This is a genomic window from Pseudomonas sp. B21-035, assembly GCF_024748945.1.
Taxonomy (GTDB): Bacteria; Pseudomonadota; Gammaproteobacteria; order Pseudomonadales; family Pseudomonadaceae; genus Aquipseudomonas.
The window spans coordinates 3946725-3972897 of the sequence record NZ_CP087179.1 but is presented as its reverse complement, the minus strand read 5'-3'; the positions used below and the strand labels follow the sequence as shown (position 1 = coordinate 3972897).

Annotated in this window: 31 protein-coding genes; 24 read left to right on the top strand and 7 right to left on the bottom strand. The window is 60.6% G+C overall.

Translation table 11 applies throughout. The annotated features are described in order from the left end of the window. Position 1 precedes the first annotated feature (1 nt). From LOY22_RS18030 to LOY22_RS18000, 7 genes are all read right to left on the bottom strand, one after another. Complete coding sequence (locus tag LOY22_RS18030) at positions 2-277, bottom strand: pyocin activator PrtN family protein (protein ID WP_258594324.1); 276 nt, start codon at positions 275-277, stop codon at positions 2-4. A gap of 1 nt (position 278) precedes the next feature. Then, positions 279-1073 (bottom strand): DUF2786 domain-containing protein, encoded by a 795-nt coding sequence (locus LOY22_RS18025; RefSeq protein WP_258594322.1) that lies wholly within the window; start codon positions 1071-1073, stop codon positions 279-281. After that, positions 1070-1570, bottom strand: coding sequence for a hypothetical protein (locus LOY22_RS18020; RefSeq protein WP_258594320.1), 501 nt, complete (start codon positions 1568-1570; stop codon positions 1070-1072). The genes LOY22_RS18025 and LOY22_RS18020 overlap by 4 nt, the downstream gene beginning before the upstream one ends. A 90-nt stretch (positions 1571-1660) precedes the next feature. Next, complete coding sequence (locus LOY22_RS18015; protein ID WP_258594319.1) at positions 1661-1900, bottom strand: pyocin activator PrtN family protein; 240 nt, start codon at positions 1898-1900, stop codon at positions 1661-1663. After that, a complete protein-coding gene (locus tag LOY22_RS18010; RefSeq protein ID WP_258594317.1) occupies positions 1897-2403 on the bottom strand; it encodes a hypothetical protein in 507 nt (168 codons plus the stop codon). The genes LOY22_RS18015 and LOY22_RS18010 overlap by 4 nt, the downstream gene beginning before the upstream one ends. A 298-nt stretch (positions 2404-2701) precedes the next feature. Continuing rightward, on the bottom strand, positions 2702-2896 hold the full coding sequence (locus LOY22_RS18005) for a LexA family transcriptional regulator (protein WP_258594315.1): 195 nt from the start codon (positions 2894-2896) through the stop codon (positions 2702-2704). A gap of 11 nt (positions 2897-2907) precedes the next feature. Continuing rightward, entirely contained in the window at positions 2908-3483 is a 576-nt protein-coding gene (locus tag LOY22_RS18000) for an XRE family transcriptional regulator (RefSeq protein WP_258594313.1), read from the bottom strand. A gap of 2 nt (positions 3484-3485) precedes the next feature. Between LOY22_RS18000 and LOY22_RS27120 the strand changes: the two genes are divergently transcribed. The 24 genes from LOY22_RS27120 (at position 3486) to LOY22_RS17885 (ending at position 26168) form a co-directional block, all read left to right on the top strand. Further along, on the top strand, positions 3486-3716 hold the full coding sequence (locus tag LOY22_RS27120) for a Cro/CI family transcriptional regulator (protein ID WP_408980928.1): 231 nt from the start codon (positions 3486-3488) through the stop codon (positions 3714-3716). Between the two features lie 229 nt (positions 3717-3945). Continuing rightward, entirely contained in the window at positions 3946-4434 is a 489-nt protein-coding gene (locus tag LOY22_RS17995) for a phage regulatory CII family protein (RefSeq protein ID WP_258594311.1), read from the top strand. Further along, complete coding sequence (locus tag LOY22_RS17990; protein WP_408980889.1) at positions 4355-4630, top strand: TraR/DksA family transcriptional regulator; 276 nt, start codon at positions 4355-4357, stop codon at positions 4628-4630. The genes LOY22_RS17995 and LOY22_RS17990 overlap by 80 nt, the downstream gene beginning before the upstream one ends. Beyond that, a complete protein-coding gene (locus LOY22_RS17985; protein ID WP_258594307.1) occupies positions 4627-7362 on the top strand; it encodes a bifunctional DNA primase/polymerase in 2736 nt (911 codons plus the stop codon). Before LOY22_RS17990 ends, LOY22_RS17985 begins: the two co-directional genes overlap by 4 nt. A 328-nt stretch (positions 7363-7690) precedes the next feature. After that, on the top strand, positions 7691-8164 hold the full coding sequence (locus LOY22_RS17980; protein WP_258594305.1) for a hypothetical protein: 474 nt from the start codon (positions 7691-7693) through the stop codon (positions 8162-8164). 192 nt (positions 8165-8356) lie between these two features. After that, positions 8357-8704: a phage holin family protein gene (locus LOY22_RS17975; protein WP_258594303.1), complete on the top strand. Its 348-nt coding sequence runs from the start codon at positions 8357-8359 to the stop codon at positions 8702-8704. Between the two features lie 723 nt (positions 8705-9427). Then, positions 9428-9961, top strand: coding sequence for a phage terminase small subunit P27 family (locus tag LOY22_RS17970; protein ID WP_258594300.1), 534 nt, complete (start codon positions 9428-9430; stop codon positions 9959-9961). Then, the gene (locus tag LOY22_RS17965) at positions 9924-11756 is read left to right on the top strand and encodes a terminase large subunit (RefSeq protein ID WP_258594298.1); all 1833 of its coding nucleotides are present in this window, start codon (positions 9924-9926) and stop codon (positions 11754-11756) included. Before LOY22_RS17970 ends, LOY22_RS17965 begins: the two co-directional genes overlap by 38 nt. A gap of 187 nt (positions 11757-11943) precedes the next feature. Beyond that, a complete protein-coding gene (locus tag LOY22_RS17960; RefSeq protein ID WP_258594296.1) occupies positions 11944-13212 on the top strand; it encodes a phage portal protein in 1269 nt (422 codons plus the stop codon). Next, the gene (locus tag LOY22_RS17955; protein WP_258594294.1) at positions 13209-14156 is read left to right on the top strand and encodes a S49 family peptidase; all 948 of its coding nucleotides are present in this window, start codon (positions 13209-13211) and stop codon (positions 14154-14156) included. The genes LOY22_RS17960 and LOY22_RS17955 overlap by 4 nt, the downstream gene beginning before the upstream one ends. Positions 14157-14241: 85 nt before the next feature. Continuing rightward, on the top strand, positions 14242-15546 hold the full coding sequence (locus LOY22_RS17950; protein ID WP_258594292.1) for a phage major capsid protein: 1305 nt from the start codon (positions 14242-14244) through the stop codon (positions 15544-15546). Positions 15547-15593: 47 nt separating this feature from the next. Next, a complete protein-coding gene (locus tag LOY22_RS17945; protein WP_258594290.1) occupies positions 15594-15863 on the top strand; it encodes a hypothetical protein in 270 nt (89 codons plus the stop codon). Positions 15864-15865: 2 nt separating this feature from the next. Then, positions 15866-16417: a hypothetical protein gene (locus LOY22_RS17940; RefSeq protein WP_258594288.1), complete on the top strand. Its 552-nt coding sequence runs from the start codon at positions 15866-15868 to the stop codon at positions 16415-16417. Between the two features lie 47 nt (positions 16418-16464). Next, a complete protein-coding gene (locus LOY22_RS17935) occupies positions 16465-16782 on the top strand; it encodes a head-tail adaptor protein (RefSeq protein WP_258594286.1) in 318 nt (105 codons plus the stop codon). After that, a complete protein-coding gene (locus LOY22_RS17930; RefSeq protein ID WP_258594284.1) occupies positions 16775-17290 on the top strand; it encodes a hypothetical protein in 516 nt (171 codons plus the stop codon). The genes LOY22_RS17935 and LOY22_RS17930 overlap by 8 nt, the downstream gene beginning before the upstream one ends. Positions 17291-17316: 26 nt before the next feature. Next, entirely contained in the window at positions 17317-17910 is a 594-nt protein-coding gene (locus tag LOY22_RS17925) for a hypothetical protein (protein WP_258594282.1), read from the top strand. Further along, the gene (locus tag LOY22_RS17920; protein WP_258594280.1) at positions 17907-18155 is read left to right on the top strand and encodes a DUF2635 domain-containing protein; all 249 of its coding nucleotides are present in this window, start codon (positions 17907-17909) and stop codon (positions 18153-18155) included. Before LOY22_RS17925 ends, LOY22_RS17920 begins: the two co-directional genes overlap by 4 nt. Next, positions 18152-19645: a phage tail sheath subtilisin-like domain-containing protein gene (locus LOY22_RS17915; protein ID WP_258594278.1), complete on the top strand. Its 1494-nt coding sequence runs from the start codon at positions 18152-18154 to the stop codon at positions 19643-19645. The genes LOY22_RS17920 and LOY22_RS17915 overlap by 4 nt, the downstream gene beginning before the upstream one ends. A gap of 57 nt (positions 19646-19702) precedes the next feature. Continuing rightward, positions 19703-20050: a phage tail tube protein gene (locus LOY22_RS17910; RefSeq protein WP_258594277.1), complete on the top strand. Its 348-nt coding sequence runs from the start codon at positions 19703-19705 to the stop codon at positions 20048-20050. Further along, complete coding sequence (locus LOY22_RS17905; protein WP_258594275.1) at positions 20050-20349, top strand: phage tail assembly protein; 300 nt, start codon at positions 20050-20052, stop codon at positions 20347-20349. Before LOY22_RS17910 ends, LOY22_RS17905 begins: the two co-directional genes overlap by 1 nt. Before the next feature lie 129 nt (positions 20350-20478). Then, on the top strand, positions 20479-23046 hold the full coding sequence (locus LOY22_RS17900) for a phage tail tape measure protein (protein WP_258594274.1): 2568 nt from the start codon (positions 20479-20481) through the stop codon (positions 23044-23046). A gap of 2 nt (positions 23047-23048) precedes the next feature. Further along, the gene (locus LOY22_RS17895; RefSeq protein WP_258594272.1) at positions 23049-24563 is read left to right on the top strand and encodes a DNA circularization protein; all 1515 of its coding nucleotides are present in this window, start codon (positions 23049-23051) and stop codon (positions 24561-24563) included. Between the two features lie 4 nt (positions 24564-24567). Then, on the top strand, positions 24568-25680 hold the full coding sequence (locus LOY22_RS17890) for a phage baseplate assembly protein (RefSeq protein ID WP_258594270.1): 1113 nt from the start codon (positions 24568-24570) through the stop codon (positions 25678-25680). Continuing rightward, positions 25677-26168, top strand: coding sequence for a phage baseplate assembly protein V (locus LOY22_RS17885; RefSeq protein WP_258594268.1), 492 nt, complete (start codon positions 25677-25679; stop codon positions 26166-26168). The genes LOY22_RS17890 and LOY22_RS17885 overlap by 4 nt, the downstream gene beginning before the upstream one ends. The last annotated feature ends 5 nt before the right edge of the window (positions 26169-26173 follow it).

Sequence of the window (26173 nt, the reverse complement as noted above, 5' to 3'; positions counted from 1 at the left end):
GTCAGCTGGCTTTCTTGTATCCGTTTAGCTGGGCGCATTCCTTTAATGCGGCTTCTCGTTGTTGGTCCAGGTAAAGTGCCAAGTCGGTGATATGAACCCCTTTGGCACTCTTCTGGCTAGACTCAAGTCGAGTTATGGGGAGTTTGATCTGGCCAGCCAGGACCTTACGCTCCAACATCTTTACGGTTAGGTGTGTGAAGTAATCATTGCACACCTGCTCCAAGGGGATGACGGCAAGTGCGTTGTATTGCGCCATCAGTACGAAGGTCGTTTTCATCTCATGCGACCTCTCGCGTGTCGAAGGTCAGGGGGGTGGGGGTGTCTCCCGCGTTTGCCAGCCCGTGATTCAATTCAACGTTTCGTCCGGCTTTCATCCCCAGTACCAGGTCCTCGAGGTTGGCGTCTGGCATTTTTCGTTCGCGCTCAGTAGTCGGCCCCTTGCCCTTGGTAAGTTGGTGCACAAAGGCACTAATTAGGGCGTGCTCTTTGGATTCGGCAATGGTTAAAGCTTTCTCGTCACTGATCCCGAGTTCGTCGGATTCATCTGCTTCAGGTACCAGCTCTTGCAATTTGTAACGGACTTCGCTGACCCACGCTTCAGCGAAGTGATTGCCACGAGTCTCTGGGGTGAATCGAGCCTGCGGTATCTCTCCTCGCTTTATTTTGGCGACATGGGCTTTTCTGGCGGCGCTCGCTTTCAGTAAAAGAATGTCGTAGGCGTACTTGGCAATCTCCTGTGCTGGTGAAACACCAACGAACAGGGCTCGCTCTCGGCGGGCACCTGAGTCTGCATCCCAGTTGCTGTGAGTGAATCCCTTGCAGTTGAAGGCTTCAGCCACGACGTTGATTAGGTCCCGATCCCATGCCGGCCGACGGCATTTCACTTGAGCGCCATAGGTTTTCCCCACAGAGCTGATGTGTACGTCGAGCTCGGTCAGGCGATACTTACGCATCAGCTTTTGAGCCTGTCGCATTGCTGCTGCAGCCTCGTGCTCGTTGGAGCTGGCCGAGAGAGCGAGGCAGTGCTTTATCTTGCGGATAATGCGTTCTCGTTCTTGCTGATCAAGGCTCATGCTGCGTCTCCTTGCTGGGTGGCCGAGCTGGCGCTGGAGCGCAATTCTGCATGGACGCGGCTGGCTAGGCGCAGAAGACCTTGGCACTCGGCGTACGCGCGTTTGCACCATGGCTCAGTGCCTTCCAGTTTTTGCCATGTATTTCGAGCAAGGCGCAGAGTTTCGGCTGCGCGTGTTAGGTGGTCATAGTCGACCTTTGTCACGGCGAGCCCGGAGTAGGACATGATTCTGGCTTCAAGCTCTTCGATGTGAGCCAGCCGCTGACTTGTAACCAGAAGGTGCGCCCGCTGTTCTTTGAGGCGCTCCTGGGCGATGGCGTCAATGTCAGCATTTAAGTCAGCGATCTGCTTGGCATGGTCGGCTTCCCGTTGAGCAAGCCCTGCGGCAAAGCCGCATTCTTTTGCTCGCCGGCGGGCCTTGCTGAAAAGGAATGGCAGGGCCACTAGCGTGAAGAGCCAGAGGGTGGCCAGGGCAAGGATGATTTGCTGTGGTTGCATGTGCTGTGCTCCAGAATGTGCCCGCCGCCATTGTGAGCCGTGGTGAGAGCGGCAGTGCAAAGATGCCCCTGTAGGCCGGGGCCGCCTTAATTAGCCTGCGGAATGCGCTTGTGCATCCAGATAAGCAGCGAGTTCGTGCAGATAGACCACGTACTCGGCGCGTACGGAGTGATCTGGCTTAATCAGCTTGAGCTTGATGCGGCCTTTGTTGATCAGTTTGCGCAGATGCTGATCCGTCTTGATGTGCGGGAAATAGTGTTCCCGAACTTCACGTAGGGTTGGGCAGGGGGTTGTCCACTGCCGGCGCAGTTGGGCTAGCGTTTCACTCATGCCTTCTCCCCGTTCCCCTCGGGATGGGGCCGCAGCTTGTCCCGCAGTAAATCCGCTAGGTGCTCTTTGTCGGTGCCAATTGCTGCCGCGCAGAGCTCACCGCGTCCGTTCGTAACCACGGCGCCGAACGGGTATTCAGCATTGGTCGTAGGTGCGATGTACGCAACCTGGCCTTCTAGGAGTGCGGTGCTGATATGGTCGAGTGCTTCCATCAGGGCAATAGCCTGTTTGGTCCGGCCAGTCGTGGTACGGCCGTTGGCGACATCCTCGATGAAGTCGCGTAGGTGCAGGTGGTTAGCCCGGTCGCCGCGGGGGAGTGTCAGAGATCCCGAAAACGCACCAAACTTTACTTTAACGTGCGCCTGGCCTGTGCTCAGTTCGACATCAATGTCAGCGTCGAGCTGAATCGTAGGGAGATAAAGCGGGCAGATCGCTGTACCGCCAGTCGTGAGGACTTGGTGTAGTAGATCTTGTTTTGCAAAAGGGATGACGAAGGCGCTCATGCCGCGTTACCCCGAGCTGTTGGGCGGTCACGTCCTGTACAGCTTGGGCGTTGCCTTTCTGCGTAACGATGATCAGTCGCCCTGTACGTCTCTGGATAGCATCAATTGCTGAGCGGCTGCTGCAGGCTGTGGGGTGTAGAAATACTTGGCATTGCTGTGCGTTTAGCATGTCTCGGTCTCTGTGGTGAGAGGGCTTGTGCGAGACAAAATTAGTATTACTGATTTAATAAGTCAACAGTGATACTAATAAATGCTGGTTGAGGGCATGAAAAAGCCCGCTTGATGCGGGCTTGGAGCCTTACAGGTCGACAATTTTTCTCCGTGCTCGGCCACATATTGACCACTCTTCATCCATTCGAATGATCCTTTCAGGCCAGTCAGGGTTGGTTGCATATAGGTAGAACTCGCCCCCTTCTCGGCGCAATTGCTTTAAGGTCACTGCCTGATCCCTAACACGCTTGGCCACCACAAAGTCGCCAGTCTCCCACTGCATGTCGGGGTCTATTACAACCTTTTCCCTGGTTTGAAGTCTGGCTCCATACTGAAGCCTTCAACCCTCAGAATGAACGCGCGAGGCCCTGCTGGGCCGCCTGCTTCGACCCATTCATCTGCATCGCTGGCCTGGAAGGCAACGGCTTCACAGAACGCGCCTGCTTTGACGTAGCCCACGACCGGGAGCAGGCGACCTGCAGTCCCCAAGTTTGTGGCGTTCTCCACGCCGGCCGAGCCAGGCTGGCTCCCGAGGGTTTCCGCTAAGCGCGGACTGACCTCATTTGGAGCGAAGTTCAAGGCCCTGCTCAGCGTTAGTAGGGCGGCGATGTTGAGGGGGATTTTCCCTGTCATGTACTGGCTGACAACGCTTTGGCTTGCCCAGCCGCAGTCATGAGCCACCTTTTCTTGATTGAGTGACGGGTCAGCTGACTTACGGGCTTTGTAGATGGCCTTGAGTCGGGCTGCTTCTTCGGCGATGTAAGCGGGCTTAGTAGTCATGCCTACCAAGATATTAGCGCCGCTTATCTCGTTCAAAGAGTGATGCTTATATTTTGCTTGCCCTTCAAAAGAAGTAACACTAATATTCACGCATGCACCCGTCGAGGACGAAAGGGATGGAAGAAAAATTTGGAGTGCCTTTGCGGGAGTTCGCAAAGGATAGAAGTCAGCCCGAATTGGCTGAACTGCTCGGTGTCACTCAAAGCGCAGTCTCTCAGATGCTCAATTCTGCGCGTGACATACGTGTGCGCAGTAATGGCGAAGGAGGATTTTCCGCCTTTGAGATCCGCCCAATAGGGAGCCGGCGCAAGCCGAAGCCCTGATAGGAACGCCGAGCTGGGGGCTCTCACCACAAGAAGTTCCCCAGCTCAGCAATGTCGGCGCATGGCGCCGACGCAATCCGCCGTCCGGTCCTTCTCACCACAAGTCATACCGGACGACTCAATCGAAGCACCGTGCCGCACAGCACGTTTAGCACAGCACATCGGTCGTGGTCGTAGGATAGGGTGAACCTGTTCCTGTGGCTACACCGTAAACGGGGGTTTTACGGTTATGAGTCGCACAGATCTATTGCCAGGCGCAGGCCCGGTCCTTTCTTTGCGGCAGGCGCTTTATCGCGCCGGTCGCGATTTTCCGGGTGGTATCACCCGCCTTGCCTACGAAATGGTGCTCGACAACGATGCACTGCAAAAGAAGCTCAAGCTTGACGAAGAGCGCCGTTGGCTGACGCCTGATGAGCTGGAAGAGGTTATCGGGTTGACGGCTGACCCTCGTTTGCTGGATGCATTGGTGCGCCCAGCTGGTGCCGTTTGGTATCGCCCTGTACCGGTCCCAGCAACTCATGAAGCACTGAAGGCCGTGGGCAAGTTGCTGGAAGAGGCCAGCGAGTTTGTGTCCAGCATGCATGACGGTGCCGCCGACAAAAAGTGGGAACTCCATGAGGTTCTCGACCTAGAGAAGCATGGTATGGACGTTATCCGCGAAGTGTTGGGCATCATGGCCGGTGCGCGGCAGGCGATGGAGGACCGTATCGATGGCTGATGAAATTGATCGGGCCAATGAGCAGGTCGAGTATCACCTGCAGGTCGCATTGCAGTCCCGGCCACGCCAGTCGCTCAAGCCAAGCGCTCAGTTCTGCGTTGATTGTGAAGACCCGATCCCGCTGCCCCGTCAGCGGGCCGTTGCAGGTTGTGAGACCTGCATCAGTTGCCAGGGGTTGCGGGAGCGTTGGGGATGACTGAGCGCAATGGAGTGCCGATTGCTGTCTGGGCCCGCCGCTATATCGAAACTTTCAACTTCGCACTGGTGCCAATCGAGCCGGGAGAAAAGGGCCCGAAAGGTAAGGGCTGGAATCAGCCTGGTGGGTACTTTGTAGATGCGGAAGCCGCTGAGGCATTCTGGCAGAAGAACCCATCGCACAACATGGGCGTCGTTCATGGTCCCAGTCGAGTCTGTTCCCTGGACGTGGATGATGTCCAGTGGACGCGCTTCGTCCTGCAGGAGCGGCTGGGGGTCGATTTGGATGCGTTGGCAGTTGCCTATCCGACAGTGGTAGGCAACCCGGCGCGTTTTCGCGTGTTGTTTCGCGTGCCTGACGGCGTTGAGCTGAGTCGACATTCGCTGTCCTGGCCAAACGAAAACGATCCTGATGGTTCGATATTCCGGGGGTTCATGGCCCAGGCCAAGGCAGCGAAAGAGGCCGAAGACGCGGAAGCCGAGGCCGTTGCGCGTGCTGCAGCTGAACCCTACAAGAAGTTCACCGTATTTGAGTTGCGCGCCGGCCTGACGCAGGACGTGCTACCGCCTTCGATCCACCCGGGAACGCAGAAACCTTATGTATGGCGCAACCCTCCCAGGGCTGAAGGTTTGCCAGATCTGCCGGCTGAGTTGTTAGCCATCTGGCAGGGCTGGGACGCATTCAAGCCTGAAGCGGAAGCCGTCTGCCCATGGGCCCCGAAGCTCGCTAAGGCTCCACCGGCTGCGCCCAAGCGAGCTTTGGTCGGAGGTAAGCAACTGCCGAAAGTTATCGATGAGTTCAATCGCTGTCATGACATCGAAGCGCTGCTGGCAGCTCATGGTTACAGCAAGCACGGCGGTAAATGGCTCTGCCCTCAAAGTAGTAGCGGGCTGCCTGGGATCACTATCACGGATGATCGTCTGTATTCGCATCACAGCTCTGACCCATTGGCGAATGGGCACAAGAACGATGCCTTTGATGTGTATTGCATCCTTGAGCATGGGGGCGATGTACAGGTCGCGACAAAGGCGGCAGCTCAGTTATTGGGCATCGACTCAGCGAGTCGCCCACCGCAGCCACCAGCGCTCGGTGCGCTTCCCCGTGCCCCATCGAATGAGAGCGAGATTGCAGGGGCGCTGCCTCAGGTGGTTGAGGGCCTTCCCCGCACCCCATCAGAGGAAAGCGCGGCCAGCTCCTCCAATATCGGGGTTGGGGGGGATGAGGGCCTAGGTATCGCGCAGATTCTGAGGCGATTCGCCTTGGTGGAAGGAACTACTCACGTTTGGGATTTCGACAAGTCGAGGCTGATTAAGAAGTCGGGATTTGAAGCGCTGATTGGCAAGCCGCTCGCGAAAGAATGGTTGGCAGATGCCAGCCGAAAGCTGATTTCTGCTGAGCAGGTTGAGGAAATTCAACAGGTACGGCAGTTGGACAGCAAAAAGGGCGGTGCTTTGCAGATGTCGCCCATCGACCGGTATGTGTACATCGATGGCACTAAAGATGTGTGGGACCGAGAGAAGAAGCGGCGTATAGCTGAGGGGGCCGTCAAGATGGCCCTCGGCGGTATGTATCCCGTTTGGCTTAACAGCCCAAACCGGCGTGTCGTTGATGTCGACCATATTGTGTTCGACCCAACCATGACCAAAGACCCCAATCAGTACATCAACACTTTCGAAGGCTTGCCCCTGGAGCCTTTGCGCAATGACGAAGCCTGCGAAAACCTGCGCTGGCTTATTTCATTCCTTTGCAACCATGACCTACCCGCCACTGAGTGGCTAACACGTTGGTTGGCGTACCCTCTGCAGCACATGGGCGCCAAAATGGACACTGCTGTACTGATGCACTCCATCATGGAGGGCTCGGGCAAGAGTCTGCTGTTTGCCGATGCAATGGGCGAACTCTACGGCCAATACGCCGCAACAGTAGGCCAGACGCAGTTGGAGGGGTCTTTCAACGCTTGGCAGAGCCGCAAGCTTTGGGCGGTGTTTGAAGAGGTTGTGAGCCGGGATCAGCGGTACAACCAAGTCGGCAAGATCAAGCACCTGGTCACTGGCAAGACGGTGCGCATGGAGTCCAAGTTCATCAACGGTTGGGAGGAAGCCAACCATATGAACGCGGTGTTTCTGAGTAACGAGATCTTGCCGTGGCCGATCAGCGATAGCGACCGGCGGATGTTGGTGATGTGGCCAATGGAGACACTTCCGGAAGAGCGTCAGCGTGCGATAGGGCACGAGTTGAAGAACGGTGGCATTGCGGCCTTGTATGCCTGGTTGTTGAGCGTTGATATGGGCGACTTCAACCAGCGGACCCGCCCGCCCAAGACTGAAGCGCGCCAGCGCCTTGTAGCTCTCAGCCGCGCAGCCTGGCAGACGTTCCTGCACCTTTGGCGGTGCGGTGATCTTGGGCGAGGCCTATGGGGTTGTTGCATGTCGTCGGACCTCTATGCGCTGTTCTTGGAGTGGTGCCAGCGCAATAGAGAGCATGCGATGAGTCAAACGAAGTTCTCGCTGTTCATTAGCTCTGAGGTCGAGAAGACGCGGCCCATTCCCTGGACGGACGGCAACAACAGACGATTTGCGGCATTTTTCTTCCCAAATGACTCTGATGCTTCCCTTCCCCCATCGTTGAAGGCGGCCGAGCTGGGCGTGGCGGTCACCGAGTGGCGTGCCAAGGCAAAGCTTGCGGGCTGGAACGTGGATGGCTGGGACCATGTGAAGGGGCTTGCAGCATGAATACGGCTATCGGTGTGGTGGGTGTGTTGGGTTGGTGTTGGGTCTATGTGTCGGGGGCAACACAGGCAAAGTCCGCAAATTCTGCGGGTTTGACTGGGGCTGTAGTGGGTGTGTTGGGTTTGTCCTCGCGCACGCGTGGGCGCGTATTTTTCATTGGGCTTAAACAGGAGGAAAACACTCCCCATGCGAGCCCTAAAAAACTCAACAAACCCAACACACTAAACACAAGGCTTATGAAGTTATTGAAAACACTGGCTTTTAAGTGTGTTGGGTTTGTGTCGGGTAGCTCTGTTTTGTGTCGGGTGCGCGATTTGCGGGAGATTCAGGGATGATTGAGGATATCGAGAGCCTCATGAAGCATTGGGGTGAGCAGCAGGCCCGGTTCGGCCATGAGGCCAGTCTGGGCAGCCAGATGGGTTCAATCGTTGACTGGAAAGGAGGGGCGCCACGTGGCACGCCAGGAACTAGACCACTTATTGGTGGCGGATCGGGGATGGACTACGCAGCGGCTGAAGTAGATGCTGCCATCGCCGAGCTAGAGCGCCGCGACGAGCGCGGCCAAGCATTGGCCAAGCTGGCCCGGTTTCGGTATCACTACGGCGCGCCCATTCGTGAGCAGATGCGCGAAGTCGGATTGGCGGAAGGCGCTGATCGTACCTACCGAAACTGGGTGCAAGCGTTGCATTTGCGTGTCATGACAATTCTGATGGCGCGTCAGGGCGTCGTCCACGGTCGTACCGTTCGTCGGAGTGGAATGGCTCAAAGTGGGGCCAAAGTAGTGTCAAAGTCTGGTCGAAGTTGATAACCGAAAATTGCCTCTTTTCGGTTTTTCCGGAGGCGGGTAAAAAGTCCCCACGATATGCGAACTGCGCTTAGGCGCTCCCCAAAGCACTGTGCTGTGCAAGCCTGCCCCGAGTCGTCGGAGCAATGAGAACCCTGCCATTTGGCGGGGTTTTCTTTTTCCGGCGCCGTGTATTCGACCTATGAGGCTCTCATGACCAATGAGCAACAAGCGTTAATCGAAATGCCGATCTGGATGGTGGTAGTACTGTCCTTGGTGGGCGGTGTATCGGGCGAGATGTGGCGCGCCGATAAAGCAGGTGTTCGCGGCTGGGGCTTGGCGCGGCGTGTTGCGTTGCGTTCCGGTGCCTGCATCGTTTGTGGGCTGTCGACCATCATGCTCATGTATTCAATGGGTGTTTCGATCTGGGCATCTGCGGCGGTTGGTTGCCTCACCGCAATGGCCGGTGCTGATGTGGCGATTGGTTTGTATGAGCGCTGGGCAGCCAAACGCCTGGGTGTCTGTGATGTGCGCCCTGCCAGTAATGAACAAGGGCAGTGATCGTCGCGGGAGCAGTGCTTCCCGTGGTTATGGTCACCGGTGGCGGTTAAGCCGGGATGCATTCTTGGCTCGGCATCCGTTCTGCTCAATGTGTTCCACCGATTACCGCCCGGTCGCTGCAATGGTGGTTGACCACAAGATCCCGCCTCGATTGAAAGAGGCGAAGGAAAGCGGCGACGCCGAGCGGATCAAGACTGCCTGGAAGTTGTTTTGGGATCAGGGCAACTGGCAGCCGCTATGCAAGCTCTGTCACGACTCGACCAAGCAGCGGCTTGAGCGCAGCGGTCGGATTGCTGGATGCCACGCTGACGGCCGTCCGATAGACCCCGGACATCACTGGAATCGAGGATGATTATGAAAGATCAAGGCGTTGAGTTTAAGCGGCATGGCGAGTGGAAACGCCTGTTGGGACCTGATGACGTTTGTGGGTATAGCGAAGAGGTAAAGCAAGCAATGAAGCTTCTCGAGCCACTGCTCCAGGCCAACTTGCTAGCTGTTCATCCTGATCGTTGGAATGCCGGTCGGCTGTGCTTCCTACGGCCTCGGGTTGCCAAGTTGCAGGGTTGGTCTCCGCATATCCCCGGGTCTGCCAAAAAGCCCTCGTTCTGGAGGGTGGGGGGGGTGAAAAACTTTTTCAGGAGCTTGTTCTAGACCGCATGCCCCCCTCTGTGTGCAAAACCGGGAAAAATGAGGGAGGGGGGGTATCAGAAATGGAGGTTTCCTATGGCTGGAAACGGTAATTCCGGGCGGCCTGGTCTGCCCGCGTCGGTGCATCTGCTCAACGGCAACCGCAGCAAGCGTTCGCCGGCTGAGCTGTTGAACGAAATCAAGGATCCGGCGGTGCCGGCTGCTGTGCCGCCTATGCCTGATTTTCTTAGCGGTGACGCTGCAGCCGAATGGAGCCGTATTACCGGAGCGCTGCTGGCGCTTGGGTGGGTGTCGCGGTTGGACCAGATGGCGCTCGCCACGTACTGCCAGGCCTACGGCGACTGGTTGCGATTCCAGCGGTTGATCGCTGAGCGCAATGCAAAGTCGGCTGACGGTCTGGGTGGTGAGGTTCAGACCTTCAAGACCGGCGCGCAGCAGACCCACGTTCTGCGGCAGCTGGCCAACGACGCCGAAAAACGCGCCAACGCTGCAGGCGCTCAGTTCGGGTTATCTCCCTTGGCGCGCCGGAACATGAGAGCCGCACCGGCGGCACAAGGAGATTTGTTCCCTAATGAAGAGCGAGACGCTGCCGCAAAGTATTTCAACTGACTGCCGGGTAAAGAGCTTCGCTGACAGAGTGCTGGCGGGCTCGATCATCGCTGGCCCAGACATTCGCAACGCGGCGCGGCGCCATCTGCTGGATCTGGAAAAAGGACGTGAGCGCGGGCTGATCTGGAATGCCGAAGCGGCATTGCGGGCCATCGGTTTTTTCGAAGACGTGCTGTGTCTGAACGGCGGCGACTTCGAGGGCCTGCCATTCCGCCTTGCGCCGTGGCAGGCATTCATTATCGGTAGCCTATTCGGCTGGTACACCGATGACGGCTATCGTCGGTTTCGCCAGGCTTACATCGAAACGGCCAAGGGCTCGGGCAAGTCTCCCCTAGTTGGCGGGATCGGGTTGTACGGACTGGTCGCCGACGGTGAGCAGCGGGCCGAGATCTATGCTGCCGCAACGAAAAAAGACCAGGCGCAGATCCTATTCCGCGACGCGGTCAGCATGGTGAACATGGCGCCACACCTCTCGGCGCGCCTGGTGCAATCGGGCCGTGATGAGAAGGTCTGGAACCTGTTCTATCCCGGCACTCATAGCTTTTTCCGCCCGATCAGCTCCGACGAAGGCCAGTCCGGCCCTCGGCCACATATCGCGCTGATCGATGAGTTGCATGAGCACAAGACAGCCAGCGCCGTGAACATGATGCGGGCCGGTACCAAGTTCAGGCGCCGCGCGTTGATTGTGATGATCACCAACAGCGGCTCCGACAAGGGCTCGGTGTGCGGTCAGTATCACGACCTGGGCGTGCGGATCTGCGAGGGCAAGGAGGAAAACGATGCGTTCTTTGCCTTCATCTGCTCGCTGGATAAGGGGGATGACCCGTTTAAAGATGAGTCGTGCTGGCCGAAGGTGAACCCCTCGCTGGACTTCATTCTTGAGGGCCAGACCGATGGCATCCCGGGCCGCAAGTACCTGCGGGAGCAGGTGGCCGAAGCGAAGGGGCTACCGGCGAAAGAGGCCGTTGTCAGGCGCTTGAACTTCTGCGAGTGGACCCAGGCGACATCGCCGTGGCTGTCCTGGGAGATCTGGCGCGGTGCTGCTGAGCGGGTGCCGATGCGCGTCCTGCGCAACCGACCATGCGTTGGCGGGCTGGACCTTTCCAGTACCACGGACCTGACCGCATTCGTGCTGATGTTCAGCCCGATGCCGCACGATCCGCACTGGCGCTCGCTGTCGTACTTCTGGATCCCCGACGACGACCTGTCTGGCCGGGAGAAGCGCGACCGTGTGCCGTATCTGCAATGGATCAAGGAACGCCACCTGGAGACCACTCCGGGGCGAGCCATCAGCAAGCTGCATGTGCTGCGGCGCCTGCAAACTATCTGCGATTACTTCGACGTGCGGCGGATCGCCTACGACCGGTGGCGGATCGAGGACCTGCTGTCATTGATGAACGACAACGGCATCACGTTGCCCGAGCTTAAGCCTTTCGGCCAAGGCTTCAAGGACATGGGGCCGGCCGTCGATGAATTCGAGCGGCGTTTGTTGGGTCGCAAAGCAGAGCCGTCGGCGGTGATTGAGCTGGACCCAGACGACTATGAAGTTGTGTCTGAAGTCCACACCTCCACCGAGGTAGTCGAAACGCTCCTGCACGATGACAACCCGGTGATGACCTGGAACGCGGGCAACGCGGTGATCGTGTTCGATCCGGCCAACAACCGGAAGGTCGACAAATCCAAAGCCACGGGCCGCATCGACGGCATTGTTGCTGCCGTGATGGCGGTTGGCATCAGTGGTGACATTTCCGAGGCATCCGGCACGTCGGTTTACGACGAAGGGGTAGGTATATGAAGTTGGCAATTTTGTCCTGGCTGGCAGGCCTTCTGGGGTTTGCACTGCTGGTTGGGGGCGTCTGGATGGTGCATCGGCCAGCCGCATTTATCGTCGCCGGAGCCGGGCTGTTGGCCTGGTCAAGGCTTGCTGACCAAGCGGCAGCGCGCCTGGCCGCGCGCCAGGTGGCTGGAGGAGGGGGCTGACCATGTTCTTTTCCAGCTTGCGTGACACCGGTGCTGCTACGTTGACCAACCCGGATCATGGGTTCTGGCGCGGCCTCCTCGGGCGTGGTCGAAGCTCTGCAGGCGTGACCGTAACGCCAGACACAGCGCTTGCCCTGCCTATCCTGCAGAACTGCGTGACCTTGCTGGCTGAGACGGTGGCGCAGCTGCCGCTTGAGATGTATCAGCGCAAGGCCAATGGGCAGCGTGAACCGGCGATCAACCACCCCTTGTACGACGTGCTGCGCTACCAGCCCAACCCATTCCAGACACCTTGTGAGTACATGGAGCGACATCAGGGCGCGGCGGGGCTGCGGGGTAACGCCTTCAGCTTCATCGACCGTCGGGAGGACGGCAACGTCACCGCCCTTTGGGCGCTCAAAAATGAACAAGTGCAGGTGCTCAAGGGCGCTGACCTGCTGCCGTACTACCGGATTGGAGTAGGTGAGGCGGTACCGATGCGGATGGTGCATCACGTGCGCTGGTTCGGCACGAACCCCTACGTCGGGCTTTCGCCCATTGAGTTGCACGCTGATGCAATTGGATTGACCCAGGCTGTCCGCCAATACACCGGCAAAAGTTTCGCCAATGGCGTAGCCGTGTCCGGCGTGATCGAGCGCCCCCGCGAGGCACCCGCGATCAAAGACCAGGGGATCATCGACAAGATCGTTGATCAGTGGGGGCAGAAGTTCGGAGGCATGGACAATGCCAAGAAGGTTGCGCTCTTGCAGGAGGGCATGACCTTCAAGCCTGTGTCTATGACCAACGTCGATGCCGAGATTGTCGGAATCATGAAGCTGACCGGACTGGACATCGCACGGATCTACAAGATCCCGCTGCCGATGGTGAACGATCTGGAGAAGTCGAACTACAACACCCTGGAGCAGCTGATGATTCAGTTCGTGGTGTTCGCCCTGCTGCCCTGGGTGAAGCGCCATGAACAGTCGATGATGCGCGATTTTCTGCTGCCGAAGGACCGGCGAGACTACTTCATCGAGTTCAACTTGGCCGGCCTGCTGCGCGGCGACCAGAAAAGCCGCTATGAGGCCTACGCTATTGGCCGCCAGTGGGGTTGGTTGAGCGTTAACGACATCCGGCGCCTGGAAAACATGCCGCCAGTACAAGGCGGCGATATCTACCTGCAGCCCCTCAACATGGTCGACGCTGGCAAGCAGCCCGACTTAAACAACCCTGCAGTGCGTGCTCAGCTGGAAATGCAGCACGCTGAGATCGGGAGGATTCTTGCCCAATGAGTAAGCGCTATCTGCGGGCATCCAGCCTGCTGTTCAATCAACCTCTGCTGGTCACACCGGACATGCTCGACCTGGGCGTGCGCTGGGCCAACCAGACCATGAGCCTCAACATCGTCAACATTGGAGGCAGCTCGGCCCAGATCTGGAAGGATGACGATCCCATCGACCGCGTAGCGTACGCCGACGAACAACGGCGTAGTGCCATTGCCCAGACCGGGATCGAGGTCATTCCCGTAAGCGGTGTGTTGGTCAGTCGAGGCAGCCATCTGAATGCCTGCGAGACGATGACCAGCTATGAGGGCCTGCGCTCCCAGCTGCAACGCGCCGTGGGTGATCCGATGGTCGAGCACATTGTGTTGGATATCGACAGCCCGGGCGGTTCCGCTGTCGGCGCCTTCGAGCTGGCCGAAGATATCCGTGCAATGACCGCTCAAAAGCCTATCACCGGCCTGGTCAATTACATGGCGTACAGCGGCGGTTACCTGATCGGGTCTGCCTGCAGCGAGCTGGTTGTAAGTCGGACTAGCGGCGTTGGCTCCATCGGTGTGATCGCGAGTCACATGGACCGCTCGAAAATGGAAGAGGGGATGGGCGTCAAGGTGACCACGGTATTTGCCGGGGCACACAAAAACGATCTATCCCCGCATGAGCCGATCACGGAGCAGTCGTTGGCTTTCCTCAACGAGCTGGTGCAGGAGAGCTATCAGATGTTTGTGAGCGCTGTGGCTGAGTATCGCGGCTTGCCGGTCGCCAAGGTGATCGCCACCGAGGCCGGGTTATATCGCGGCCAGAATGCAATCAATGCAGGCTTGGCTGACCGCATGCAGATCCCTCAGCACACCGTCGATGAGCTGTCGCGTGCTGTTGCGCAGAACCGTGCAACGCGCCAGTCCAGCCGCATCAGCGTGCGTGCCGCGGCGTTGGCGATGCAATCGTTCGTCTGACCCTATCAACCGTATCAACTGAATCCAGACCCGCTTAGTGCGGGTTTTTTTATGCCCAGGAGGCAGCATGTCCCTTGTACTTCAAATGCGTAATGAGCGCGCAGGCCTGGTCACCCAGGTGCAAGCTCTGGCCAAGATCGAGGCCGGCGGCGGTAGCTTGAGTGCCGAGCAGTTGCAGCAGTTCACTAATCTGGAATCGCAGATCAATGACCTGACCGCCAAAATCAGCCGCGCCGAATCAGCGGAGCGCTTAGCGGCCGCGAGCGCTGTGCCGGTGAACGAGTCGGCCCAGGGCGCTACTAGCCCGCCGAACGGCAGTATTTCCGGCCCATTCAGCGAAAAGGCCAAGCCTGGTACTGGTATGGCGCAGATGGCGCGCTTGCTGGCCTCTGCCCAGGGGAACCAGCAGACGGCCGCCCAGATGGCGAAGGACGGCGGCTTCCCGGCTGATGTCCACATGGCTTTGAGCGTCGTAACCCCTGGTGCGGGCGGTGTGCTGGTGCCGCAGAACTTCGCCACCGAAGTCATTGAATCGCTTCGCCCGGTATCCATTGTTCGCAAAATGGGGGTCACCAGCCTGCCGCTGAACAACGGCAACCTGACCCAGCCACGTATTACCGGCAACACCGTAGTGACGTACATCGGTAGCGATACCGATATCCCGATCACCGGTATGACGTTCGCTGACACCAAGCTGTCGGCGAAAAAGGCTGCCGCCATCGTGCCGATCTCCAACGATCTGCTGGCGATGAGCGGGGTTAACCCTCGCGTCGATGGCCTGGTGCTCAGTGATCTGACGGTGAGCATGGGCCTGTCGGAGGATCTGCACTTCATCCGTGCTGACGGCACCGGCTCGCTGCCCAAGGGTATGCGTCACTGGGCGCTGCCTTTCAACATCCTGACCGCGCCTGTGGTGGATGGCCTCACGCTGGAAAAAATCGATTTGTTCCTGGGCGGGATGATGCTGCGCCTGGAAACGGCGAACGTGATGATGAAGTCTTGCGGCTGGCTGATGGCGCCGCGTGTGTTGCGTTGGTTGCAGGCGCTGCGCGACGGCAACGGCAACAAGGCTTACCCGGAAATCGATGCCGGTATGCTCAAGGGTTATCCGGTTGGCCTCAGCAACCAGATCCCGGTGAACCTCGGCGCCGATGGCAACGAAACCGAGATCTATTTCGTCAACTTCGCGGACTGCATGATCGGCGAAGACATGGATCTAACCCTGAGCTTCAGCAACGAGGCTTCCTACAAGGATGCCCAGGGCGAGATGGTCAGTGCCTTCCAGCGTGACCAGACCTTGCTACGTGTGATCGCGAAGCACGACTTCGGCCCGCGCCACGTCGAGAGCATCGTGGTGGCGGTCGCTGTGAAGTGGGGCGCTGGCATGTAACCCCTGGCCCCGGATGAGCCGGGGCCGCTCAACTGGATGGAATGTTTATGGCAAAGGTAATTATTACTTTCACCGGCTCCTGGCGTGGCTACGGCAAGGGCGAGGTTGCGGGTTTCGAGGAAGACGTAGCCCAGTCGCTGATCGATGGCGGTCGTGCAGAGCTGTATGAGGGCAAGAAAACTGGCAAGCCCGGCGGCGGTAAGGGCAAGTCGGCGCCGGCAGCGAAAGGCCCCGCCCAGCCCGGCCCATCAACGGAGCCGCCACCGAATGAAGTGTCGGACAACACCGATCCCGAAGACGATGAAGACAAGCCCTGATCATGGCTCGCCGCATCGCCTACACGGGGGCGCCCGTGCTAACGCTGGAGCAGGTGGCCTTTCAGTGCAGGGCCGAGCCAGAGGACCTGCAGCCCGAACTGATCAACCTGATCATTATCCCCGGGGTTACCGCGCAGGCTGAGTCGAGGACCGGGGCGGCCATTCGTGAAGCGGTTTATGAGGAGGATTGGCCAGCGTCGTATCCATCGGGGCATTCGCTGGATGTTGGCCAGGTGGTTGCTGTTGAATCGGTGCTGGCCGTCAGCGATGCCGGTCAGGAGAAGGCATTTGAAGGGAGGGTAGAGGTCCGCCAAGGAGGGAAGGAGAGCTATCTGATCTTCCCCGCCGGACGACCTGAGGGTCGGTTGCGTATCCGCTATCGCGCCGGGGTTGACTTGAAGGCGCACCCGGGTGTTTTGAGCTGGCTGCTGATGGCCGCCGAAACCGCATTTACTCATCGTGGGCTGATGGTCGTTGGACAGTCGCTGACCGAGTTGCCGTCGAGCTTTATCGACCATCTGATAGCGGACATCACTGTCCCGCCGAGATTTTAGTCATGGCTCTCAGGGAGCCCGCAACGGGCGAATTAAACCGGCGAGTCATGATTCGGCAACGCACCGATAAGCCGGCTAAAGACTTCGGCTTGGACTCGGCTTTCAGTGGCGAGGTTTGGCGCTGGGCATCCATTTTGCCTGTTGGTACCGCTGCTTACGCTGCTGGTGTTCAGCTGGATGCCAAGGTCACTCACCGCGTTACCTTTCGCTTTCTGGACGGTATCTCAGAGGATCATGAGGTGGTGCACGGTGCCAAAATCTACAGGGTGCGTCGCGTGGCTGATCTGAACGGAGCCCATCGTTTCACGGTATTGGAAGTGGAGATGATCGGCGGAGTGACCGCTGGAGGGGGCGTTTATGCCTAGCCGTTCTTCGGTCGAAGGTTATGTGCACTTTGAAGGCTTTGACAGTTTCGAGCGCGACGCCTTCGACAAGTCCAAGATCCGCGCGGCGATGCGTAAAGCCGGCCGCCTGGTCACGCAACGAGCGCAGATGAACCTAGCGCTTGGTAAAGGCCAGGACGGCTATCCGGTCAACCGCACGGGCGCCACCCTTGAATCGATCAACTTCAAGGTGTCGCGGGCCGGCTTTCTCGTGCGGATCGCACCGCGCAAGACCAGCTCCATGAAGGAGTTCTATCCGGCCTACCTGCATTACGGGGTCAAGAAAGGAAACCGCCCCGGAAAGCTTGCACCAGGCATGGGTAAAGGCAAATCGAACCGGCGGGCGAAGGGCGATAGGGCGCTGGCTCTTGCTGCCCGTGCCGCCGCTGGGTGGCGTATTACCCCCGCGACAACTACATGGCTGATGCCTTGCAGGATTCCAGATCATCGGTGCAGGCGCTGCTATCAGCTGCATTTGCGGCCGCCTTGAACTGACCTCAAAAACCGGAAACCACGATGAGACTAAATGTGATCGTCGCGCATTTGCGCGCCTACTGTCCGACGTTTTCCACACGGATTGCGGCCGGTATCGACTGGGATGCCGTCGCGAGCAGTTCCAAGCTGCAGCACCCATCGGCCTATGTGATCGCTTCCGACGATCAGGCAGAACCCAATGACCTGCAGACCGGTGTCCGCCAGGTTATTTCAGATGGATTCGACGTGGTTGTTGTGTTGGACACCAGCGATGAACGTGGCCAGGAGGCCGCGCAGGATCTGCACGAACTGCGCGCGGAAATCTGGCGGGCACTGGTGGGGTGGAAACCTGGCAGCGAGTACGGCGCCATCACCTATGGCGGGGGCGCGCTGATCTTCATCAACCGAGCCCGGGTGATCTACCGCTACAGCTTCAGCGCTGAGTTCCAGTTGGGCCGAAGTCGCGATGGCGATCCGGCTGAGACGTGGCACGAGCGCGAGCTTGACGGTCTCCCATCGCTGGAGGGCATCGATACCCGATACGACTTTATCGACCCGCTGAGGGACCCGAACGCGGCCCCCGGCGGGCCTGACGGGCGGGTCGAATTTGAAACCCGAGAGGACTTGAACCCATGAACCTGATTCACGTGAAACCGGTGCCGGGGCGATTCTGCCCTATGCCGGAAAAGGGCGGCCAGCTGCTGCCGGAGGCGGGCGACAAGGTGCCCCACGACGCGTACTGGCAGCGCCGTATCAACGACGGTGACGCGGTACGCGTCGAGGTTGCGCCGGCAGCCACCCCGGCCGTAGAGCCCGAACCTGTGGCGGCGCCTGAGCCCGTCACTCAATCCAAGCCAGCCCGAGGGAGTAAGGCGCAATGAGCGTAGGTTTCAGCACTATCCCGACCGACATTCGCGTGCCGTTGTTTTATGCCGAGGTCGACAACTCGCAGGCCAATAGCGGCGCCTCGACCCTGCGCCGGCTGCTGGTCGGCCAGGTCAACGACGACGCGGAGGGCCCCGAAGTCGGTAGCCTGGTGCTGGTGGCCCGCACCGCCGAGGCCCGCGCTATCGCGGGTGACGGCTCGATGCTGGCCGCCATGCACAAGCAGCACCGCGCCATTGATTCGGCCGGCGAGGTCTGGTGTTTGCCGCTCAAGGCGGTCGGTACGCCGGCGAAAGCTGACGTTACCGTAACGGGCACGGTTACTGTGGCCGGCCTGGTCAATCTGTACATTGCCGGGCAGCGCGTGCGCGTCCCTGTCGTTGCCGGCGCTACCGCTGACGTGGTGGCCGCCGCCCTGGCTGAGGGCATCAACGCGGCGCCTGACATGCCGGTGAAGGCCACGGCAGAGGCCACGGCGGTGAAGCTGGTGGCCAAGTTCTCGGGGGAGCTGGGCAACGACATTCAGCTGCAGCTCAATCGCCTGGGCCGCAATAACGGCGAGGTAACCCCCGCCGGCCTGGTGCTGACCATCACTGCCATGACCGGCGGCGCCGGTACGCCGGACATTGCCGAGGCCCTGGCGGCCCTGGGTGATGAGGAATTCGAGTTCATTTGTCAGCCCTGGACTGACACCGCGACGCTCGATGCCTGGAAAGTCGCCATGGATGACAGCGCCGGGCGCTGGTCCTGGGCAAAGCAGCTGTATGGCCACGTCTACACCGCCAAGCGCGGCACGCTGGGCCAGCTGGTGGCGGTGGGGCGCCTGCGCAATGACCCGCACGTGAGCATTCACGGCTGTGAAAAGGGCGTGCCCCAGCCAGTCTGGGAAGTCGCGGCGCAGTGGGCCGCGCGTACTGCCGTGTTCATCAGTGCCGACCCGGCGCGCCCGACGCAAACCGGTGCGCTGGCAGGCATCGAGCCGGCGCCGTCGAGTGAGCGCTTCATGCTGACCGAGCGGCAATCGCTGCTGACCAGCGGCATCGCCACGGCCTGTTACACCGGCGGTAACTACCGCATCGAGCGCGCCGTTACGACCTACCAGCGTAACGACCTGGGCCAGCCGGATGACTCCTACCTCGACAGCGAGACGCTGCACCAGTCGGCGCACGTGATTCGCTACCTGCGCGGGATCATTACCAGCAAGTACGGGCGCAGCAAGCTGGCCAACGACGGCACCCGCTTCGGTGCTGGCCAGGCAATCGTCACCCCGGTTGTGATCCGGGGCGAACTGATCGCCGCCTATGGCGCGCTCGAACGCGACGGCATTGTCGAAAACAGCGAGCTGTTCAAAGAGTACCTGGTGGTCGAGCGCGATCCGCGTAACCCCAACCGTGTCAGCGTTCTGTTCCCGCCGGATCTGGTCAATCAGCTGCGGGTGTTCGCCCTGGCGTATCAGTTCCGCCTGCAGTACCCCGAAGCGGTGTAACCCTTTTCGTTCAACTCCAGCCCGCCACGCGCGGGCTTTTTTATGGGAGATCCTTTCATGGGTCAGAAAGTCGCGGGCACCTGTTACATCAAGGTCGACGGCGAACAGCTCACGATCACGGGTGCGGTGGAATGTCCGCTTTCCGACGTGAAGCGCGAAACCATTGTACGGGGCCACTACAAGGAAGAAGACCTGATTCCGTACATCAGCGTCGACGCGGTTAAAACGCGCAATTTCCCTCGGGCCAAGTTGGTCAACGGCACCAACATGACCATTACCGCCGAGTTGGCCGACGGTAGCAGCTACGTGCTGAGCGGCGCGTATCTGGTTGATGAAGCCAAAGTGACCGGCGATGACGCGAAAGCCCCGCTGAAGTTTGAAGGCATTGCAGGAGACTGGCAGTAATGAGCACCGTAACCCACAAGCTGAACGCCCCCATTCAAGCCCACGCCGAGGAAGTCACTGAACTGAACCTGCGCCGTCCGACAGTGCAGGAGGTTCGGGCCATCAAACTCCTACCGTACACCATGGGCGAAAGCGGCTACCCCATTGCAGATGTTGAAACCGCGTCGAAGTACATCGCCGTCTGTGCCGGCATCCCGCCCAGCTCGGTTAACCAGTTGGACCTGTCCGACCTGAACACCCTGGCGTGGACGGTCATTGGTTTTTTCATGGCCCCCGCTTCAGCTCAATCGACGGACTGATCGAACTGGCCTACGACCTGGCCTGGTACTGGAAAGTCAGCCCGGGTGAGGTCACGGCCTGGCCGCTCGACGTGTTGTTCGAGAGTGAAGAAAACGCCAGGCGAATTCTGGCGTTAGTAGGGGGCGGCAATGGCGGATAAGTTCCAGCTCAAAGCGCTTATTACCGGCGTCGATAAGCTGTCGCCGGTGCTGAGCGGGGTTCGCAAGAACGCGGCCAACTTGCGCAAGCAGTTGAACAGCTCGGGCCTTGGCAAAATCACCTTCATGGATGCGATCCAGGGCGGGGCCATCGCGGCCCCGTTTGTCATGGGGGTGCAGGCTGCCATGGGCTTTGAAAGCGCCATGGCGGACGTGAAGAAGGTGGTTAACTTCGAATCGCCCGAGCAGTTCAAGGCGATGAGCGACGACGTGTTGGGCCTGTCCGAGCGCCTGCCGATGGCGGCCGAGGGCATCGCGCAGATTGTCGCCGCCGGTGGCCAGTCGGGCATTGCCCGGGAAGAACTGAATCAGTTTGCTGAAGACGCGGTGAAAATGGGCGTCGCGTTCGACCAGACGGCCGAACAGTCGGGCAGCATGATGGCCAAGTGGCGAACGGCCTTCAAAATGAATCAGGCCGAGGTCGTCACCCTGGCCGACCAGATTAACTACCTGGGCAACACCGGCGCGGCCAGCACGGGGCAAATCTCGGCGATCCTGACGGCCATTGGTCCGCTGGGTGAGGTGGCCGGGGTCAGCGCTGCGCAGTTGGCGGCGATGGGCTCGACCCTGGCCGGTGTGGGTATTGCCCAGGACGTGGCCGCCACCGGCATCAAGAACTTCATGCTAACGCTCACTGCAGGCACTGCCGCGACCAAGTCGCAGGCCCAGGCCTACAAGGCGTTGCGCCTGGATGCGAACGAAATCGCCAAGGGCATGCAGACCGACAGCGAGGGCACGATTAACCGCGTGCTGCAGACACTGGCCAAGGTCGAGAAAAGCAAGCAAGCGGCCGTGCTTACCAACCTGTTCGGCAAGGAATCGGTAGGGGCCATTGCGCCGCTGCTGACCAGCTTGAACACGCTGCAGAAGAACTTTAAGTCTGTCGGCGACGAAAGCGAATACGCCGGATCGATGCAGGCGGAATACACGGCCCGCGCGGCGACCACGCAAAACGCCATGCAGCTCCTGCAGAACCGGGTGACCCGGTTGGGCATCACGGTTGGCAGTGTGCTGCTGCCGCCGTTTAACGAGTTCATGGCCACCGTGGGGCCGATCATTGGCAAGGTGACCGAGCTTGCCGGGGCCAACCCGTGGTTGATCAAGGGCATTATCGGCGCGGCGGTAGGCTTTACCGTGCTGCGCCTGGCCACGGCAGGGGCAACCGCTGCGCTGACGCTGATGAATGGCGTTGCCAGCATGAGCCCGATTGGCCTGGTGGTGCGTGGCATCGCTGTAGCTGCAGGCCTGGTGATCGCCAACTGGGCGACCTTGGCGCCGTATTTTGAGGCGATTTGGTCGCGGATTCAGGGGCCTGCGATGGCGGTATGGGGCTGGATGAAAACGGCCTTTGCCTGGTCGCCGCTGGGGCAGATTATCGCCAACTGGGAGCCGATCAGCGGGTTCTTCGGCGCCCTGTGGGAGCTGGTCAAAGCCTTCTCGGTGCCGTTCTTCGACTTCCTGAAGTCGGTGTTTGACTGGTCGCCGCTGGGCCTGATCATCAAGCACTGGGAGCCGATCACCGGATTTTTCCGCAGCCTATGGGAGAAGCTGCGGCCCATCATTGAACCGATGATGAAGTTCCTTGGCTTCGAGTCTGATAGTGCTGATGGTTCCGGCGTGGTCAACGCGGCGACGGACAAGGTCAATGCCTGGGCCGAGGAACAGAAGGCCCGTAACGCAGCCAAGCACCCGGCGCCGGGGCAACTGGTCAAGCCGATTGCGCAGGCGCCGGAGTTGATGCCGGCGGCAACCAGCGTGGCCAGTTTGTTGCGTGCGCCAGGGGCTGAGGCGCCTGCAGCACCGCTGCCGCTGCTGAAGCCGCAACCGGTACCGCAACCGCTGCCGGCATCGCCGGCGGCCGCTACGGCGCTTACAGATGCCGCCAAATGGCCGCCGGCACCGCCGGTACCGGCAACACCGCCGGCGGTCGCCGCTGCTGCAGTGCCGGCACCGGCGCCGCCAAGGCTTGCCCTGGTGCCCAAAGTGGGCCCGCAGGACATGCTGCCGGAAGCCGAACAGCGGCCGGGCGCTGCCCAGGTGCCCAAGGCTGAGGCGCCCAAGGTTCCGGCCCCAGTGCTGCAGGTGGCCCCGCCCAAAGTTCCGAGCCCGGTGCTGCAGGTGGTGCCAACCAAGGCCCGGGAACTGGCGCAACACCCTGCACCGGCGCCGCTGCCAGCGATGCCGAAGGTGCCGCAGCTTGAGCAACCCAAGGGGGTGACCCCGGCGGACATGCTCAAAGCCGCCCAGGCGGCCCAGCAGCTGGCCCAGCCGCCACGCTCGGGTGCATCGGCGGGGCAGTTAGCGGCAGCGGCCAGTTTGCCAGCCGCGCGCGGGTCGTTGGTGCAGCAGACGGCGGCCACGCAGAAAACCAATCTGGAAGGCTCCATGCTGGTGCGCTTTGAGAACGCCCCGGCGGGTATGCGCGTGGACCAGCCTCAAACCAATCAACCCGGCCTGACGGTAACCCCGCAAGTCGGTTACCGCTCGTTGAGGGGGTGACAATGGAAAAAACGTGGCGGGATGAGCTGCACCCGGCATCCTTTCGCGGGGTGCCGTTTCATGTGGACAGCGACGCCATGCCGGTCGGCCGGCGCACGCAGCTGCATGAATATCCCCAGCGGGACAAGCCGCTAGTCGAGGATATGGGCCGGCGCACGCGGACGACCAAGCTAACGGCCTTTGTCATTGGTGATGACTACCTGGTAAAGCGGGATGACCTGCTGAAAGCGCTGGATGAGCCGGGCCCGGGGGAGCTGGTGCACCCCTGGTTTGGGCGCATGAACGTAACGGCGGGGGATTGCGAGGTCACCCACGAGCGGCGCGAAGGCGGCATGGCGCGCTTTGACCTGGTGTTCATCGAAGCCGGGGAGAAGGGTTTCCCGGCCGGGGTGCCGAACACTGCGCGGCAGCTTGAGGAATCATCGGAAACCCTGCTTGAGTCGGCAATCAGTCGATACAAGGCAGCAATGTCGGTGGTAAATCGGGCGCGCCTGGCGGTGGTGGCCCTGCAAAACGGCATTGCCGGCATACAGATGGCGATTTATCAGGAATTCGGCCAGCTGGTCGCCCTGGTCGGTTCCGTCGAGGCGCTGGCTGACATGCTGATCAACGCCCCGGGCAACTTCGCCGCGATGATCCGGGCGCAGTTTGCCGATATCGGCGGCCATTCGCGTTCCTCGGGCTACCGCTGGGCGCCGTCGTCGGGTGGCTCGGGCGGTGCCGGTGGGTCGTCGGGTGGTGCTGGTAGTGGCGCTTCTGGCTCTGGTGCCGGCGGCACTGGCGGCACGGGTGGCGGCGGTGGCGGATCGAGCGGTGGTAGCGGCGGCAGTGGAGGGGGCGGCAGCGGCAGCGCGGCGGCCGGCCTCGAGGTCGACCCGGAGTTTGCCCGCACGGTCGCCGGCCTGGCTGAGGTTGAGCCGGTCTTTACCACTTTCGTGACGGCAACCCGGGATATCACCGGCCAAGTCGAAACGGCCAGGGCGCTGGCCGCCGAGGCTGCTACCGACAAATCGATCAGCAACACCGCCGGCGGCGCGGCTACGGTCGCAGTCGTCAAGGCGGCCCGCGAGCTGGTGCGCGACGCCTTGCTGGTGCTGGCCGCGCGCACGGCGGCGGTTATGCCGGTGATCGCGGCGCCGGCGCCGCTGCCGGGTAGCCCGTCCCTGGCCCAGCAGGTGGCGGCGCCGATCCAGCGCCCGGAGGTGCCGGCAGCCGATGAGGTGGTGCTGATTCGTGACGCCATCGGTGCCGCGCTGTGGGAGGCGGCGCAGACCGCATCGCATGATCACTTTGAGGTGCTGGAAGCCGTGCGCAAGCACGTTACCGGGCACCTGACCGAGGTGGCCCGTTCGGGCGTTCGCCTGACCGAGGTGACGACGCAGGAAAGTTTGCCGGCGTTGGTGCTGGCTTATCAGTGTTTCGGCGACGCCACGCGCGCCGGCGAAATCGTTACGCGTAACAAGGCCATACACCCGGGCTTCCTGCCGCCGGGTGTGTTGACCGTCGCCCAGGATTAAACCCATGGACAACCTGAACGCTGTCACGCTGAGCGTGAACGGCCTGGATTATCGCGGCTGGACGAAAGTCAGTATCAGCGCCGGGATCGAGCGGCAGAGCCGAGACTTCAAGCTCGACGTAACCTGGCGCTGGCCCGGCCAGGACACCGAAATACCGGTGCGCCAGGGCGACTACTGCCAAGTGCGCATTGGTGATGACCTGGTGCTATCGGGCTGGATCTACAGCACACCGGTTAGCTACGACAGCAAGTCGGTCAATCGGGCCATTGCCGGCCGCTCGGTTACGTCTGATCTGGTCGACTGCTCGGCGATCAACAAACCCGGGCAATGGCGCGGGCAGAGCGTGCAAAAGATCGTCCAAGCCCTGGCCGAACCCTACGGGGTGCAGGTACTGAGCCAGGCCGCCGAAACCACGAAGTTGGCCGATCACAGCATCGAGCCGGGAGAAACGGTGTTCGAGTCGATTGACCGCCTGTTGACGCTTTCCCGGCTGCTCTCGACCGACGATGCCCGCGGCCGCTTGGTGATCATCCGGCCGGGGAGCGCCGGCCGTGCGGTTGACCGCCTGGAGCTGGGGCAAAACATCCTGACAGGCTCGGCCGCCCTGGACTTTTCCGGGGTGTTCTCTGAATACCGGGTGACCGGCCAGCGCTCGGGCACCGATGAGGAATTCGGCGAAAAGGCCTCGGAGGTGCGGGCGTCGGTCACTGATCCGCGCGCCACGCGTAAGCGGGTGCTGCTGATCCACGAAAGCGGCCAGATGACGCCGACGCTCGCCGAGGCGCGGGCCAACTGGGAGCGCGGTAACCGCATGGGCAAGGCGCTGACCCTGCAATACAAGGTGCAGGGGTGGCGGCAGTCCAACGGCGCGCTATGGCTGCCCAACATGGTCGTGCGGGTGGTCGATGACCTGATCGGCATCGACCGCGACATGTTGATCAGCGAAATCGAATACAGCCTGGACGAGAACGGCACGGTGGCCAACATCACCGTAGGCCCGCCGGATGCGTTCGACCCCGAACCGAAAGACCCGCACAAAGCCCGCAAGCTGAAGAAGGGCGGCAAGGCGGACAACTTCGAATACCTGATCCCCGCTGACTGGAAGCCTGGCACATGAGTGGATTTAAAAACTTCCTGGCCCGGGGCGTCCTGTCGCTGGTGAACGCCGGCAGCAAGATGCAGGGCCTGCAAATGCGGCTGACTGCTGATGAAGTGAAAGACGGCATGGAGCACTTCGAGCCCTACGGCCTGACCTCGAATCCCCACCCCGGCGCGGAGGCCCTGGCGGCCTTCCTGAACGGCGACCGCTCGCATGGGGTAGTGATTTGTGTGTCCGACCGGCGCTTTCGTCTGCAGGGGCTCAAAAGCGGCGAGGTGGCGTTGTACACCGATGAAGGCGACTACCTGCACTTCAAGCGTGACCGCGTGATCGAGATCAGCACGCTGACCCTCAAGGTCAAGGCGGAAACGGCGGTCGAGTTCGACACGCCGGTCATTCGCACCACGGGGCGTATCGAATCGGCCGGCGACCAGATCGCCGCCGGCGTGAGCACGTCCCTGCACGTTCACGAAGGCTCGGACAAAAAGCCGGTACCGGAGGGCTGATATGG

What these genes read in the sequence shown, in the direction of transcription:
- LOY22_RS18025 (WP_258594322.1), bottom strand. Translation starts at nt 1,073, where the DNA reads ATGAGCCTTGATCAGCAAGAACGAGAACGCATTATCCGCAAGATAAAG.
- LOY22_RS17945 (WP_258594290.1), top strand. Translation starts at nt 15,594, where the DNA reads ATGGCAAAGGTAATTATTACTTTCACCGGCTCCTGGCGTGGCTACGGC.
- LOY22_RS17980 (WP_258594305.1), top strand. Translation starts at nt 7,691, where the DNA reads ATGATTGAGGATATCGAGAGCCTCATGAAGCATTGGGGTGAGCAGCAG.
- LOY22_RS17895 (WP_258594272.1), top strand. Translation starts at nt 23,049, where the DNA reads ATGGAAAAAACGTGGCGGGATGAGCTGCACCCGGCATCCTTTCGCGGG.
- LOY22_RS17935 (WP_258594286.1), top strand. Translation starts at nt 16,465, where the DNA reads ATGATTCGGCAACGCACCGATAAGCCGGCTAAAGACTTCGGCTTGGAC.
- LOY22_RS18015 (WP_258594319.1), bottom strand. Translation starts at nt 1,900, where the DNA reads ATGAGTGAAACGCTAGCCCAACTGCGCCGGCAGTGGACAACCCCCTGC.
- LOY22_RS17975 (WP_258594303.1), top strand. Translation starts at nt 8,357, where the DNA reads ATGACCAATGAGCAACAAGCGTTAATCGAAATGCCGATCTGGATGGTG.
- LOY22_RS17925 (WP_258594282.1), top strand. Translation starts at nt 17,317, where the DNA reads ATGAGACTAAATGTGATCGTCGCGCATTTGCGCGCCTACTGTCCGACG.
- LOY22_RS17890 (WP_258594270.1), top strand. Translation starts at nt 24,568, where the DNA reads ATGGACAACCTGAACGCTGTCACGCTGAGCGTGAACGGCCTGGATTAT.
- LOY22_RS17885 (WP_258594268.1), top strand. Translation starts at nt 25,677, where the DNA reads ATGAGTGGATTTAAAAACTTCCTGGCCCGGGGCGTCCTGTCGCTGGTG.
- LOY22_RS27120 (WP_408980928.1), top strand. Translation starts at nt 3,486, where the DNA reads ATGCACCCGTCGAGGACGAAAGGGATGGAAGAAAAATTTGGAGTGCCT.
- LOY22_RS17955 (WP_258594294.1), top strand. Translation starts at nt 13,209, where the DNA reads ATGAGTAAGCGCTATCTGCGGGCATCCAGCCTGCTGTTCAATCAACCT.
- LOY22_RS18020 (WP_258594320.1), bottom strand. Translation starts at nt 1,570, where the DNA reads ATGCAACCACAGCAAATCATCCTTGCCCTGGCCACCCTCTGGCTCTTC.
- LOY22_RS18005 (WP_258594315.1), bottom strand. Translation starts at nt 2,896, where the DNA reads ATGCAGTGGGAGACTGGCGACTTTGTGGTGGCCAAGCGTGTTAGGGAT.
- LOY22_RS17920 (WP_258594280.1), top strand. Translation starts at nt 17,907, where the DNA reads ATGAACCTGATTCACGTGAAACCGGTGCCGGGGCGATTCTGCCCTATG.
- LOY22_RS17900 (WP_258594274.1), top strand. Translation starts at nt 20,479, where the DNA reads ATGGCGGATAAGTTCCAGCTCAAAGCGCTTATTACCGGCGTCGATAAG.
- LOY22_RS17985 (WP_258594307.1), top strand. Translation starts at nt 4,627, where the DNA reads ATGACTGAGCGCAATGGAGTGCCGATTGCTGTCTGGGCCCGCCGCTAT.
- LOY22_RS17965 (WP_258594298.1), top strand. Translation starts at nt 9,924, where the DNA reads ATGAAGAGCGAGACGCTGCCGCAAAGTATTTCAACTGACTGCCGGGTA.
- LOY22_RS17990 (WP_408980889.1), top strand. Translation starts at nt 4,355, where the DNA reads ATGGTATGGACGTTATCCGCGAAGTGTTGGGCATCATGGCCGGTGCGC.
- LOY22_RS17910 (WP_258594277.1), top strand. Translation starts at nt 19,703, where the DNA reads ATGGGTCAGAAAGTCGCGGGCACCTGTTACATCAAGGTCGACGGCGAA.
- LOY22_RS17915 (WP_258594278.1), top strand. Translation starts at nt 18,152, where the DNA reads ATGAGCGTAGGTTTCAGCACTATCCCGACCGACATTCGCGTGCCGTTG.
- LOY22_RS17930 (WP_258594284.1), top strand. Translation starts at nt 16,775, where the DNA reads ATGCCTAGCCGTTCTTCGGTCGAAGGTTATGTGCACTTTGAAGGCTTT.
- LOY22_RS17950 (WP_258594292.1), top strand. Translation starts at nt 14,242, where the DNA reads ATGCGTAATGAGCGCGCAGGCCTGGTCACCCAGGTGCAAGCTCTGGCC.
- LOY22_RS18010 (WP_258594317.1), bottom strand. Translation starts at nt 2,403, where the DNA reads ATGAGCGCCTTCGTCATCCCTTTTGCAAAACAAGATCTACTACACCAA.
- LOY22_RS17995 (WP_258594311.1), top strand. Translation starts at nt 3,946, where the DNA reads ATGAGTCGCACAGATCTATTGCCAGGCGCAGGCCCGGTCCTTTCTTTG.
- LOY22_RS18030 (WP_258594324.1), bottom strand. Translation starts at nt 277, where the DNA reads ATGAAAACGACCTTCGTACTGATGGCGCAATACAACGCACTTGCCGTC.
- LOY22_RS17970 (WP_258594300.1), top strand. Translation starts at nt 9,428, where the DNA reads ATGGCTGGAAACGGTAATTCCGGGCGGCCTGGTCTGCCCGCGTCGGTG.
- LOY22_RS17960 (WP_258594296.1), top strand. Translation starts at nt 11,944, where the DNA reads ATGTTCTTTTCCAGCTTGCGTGACACCGGTGCTGCTACGTTGACCAAC.
- LOY22_RS17905 (WP_258594275.1), top strand. Translation starts at nt 20,050, where the DNA reads ATGAGCACCGTAACCCACAAGCTGAACGCCCCCATTCAAGCCCACGCC.
- LOY22_RS17940 (WP_258594288.1), top strand. Translation starts at nt 15,866, where the DNA reads ATGGCTCGCCGCATCGCCTACACGGGGGCGCCCGTGCTAACGCTGGAG.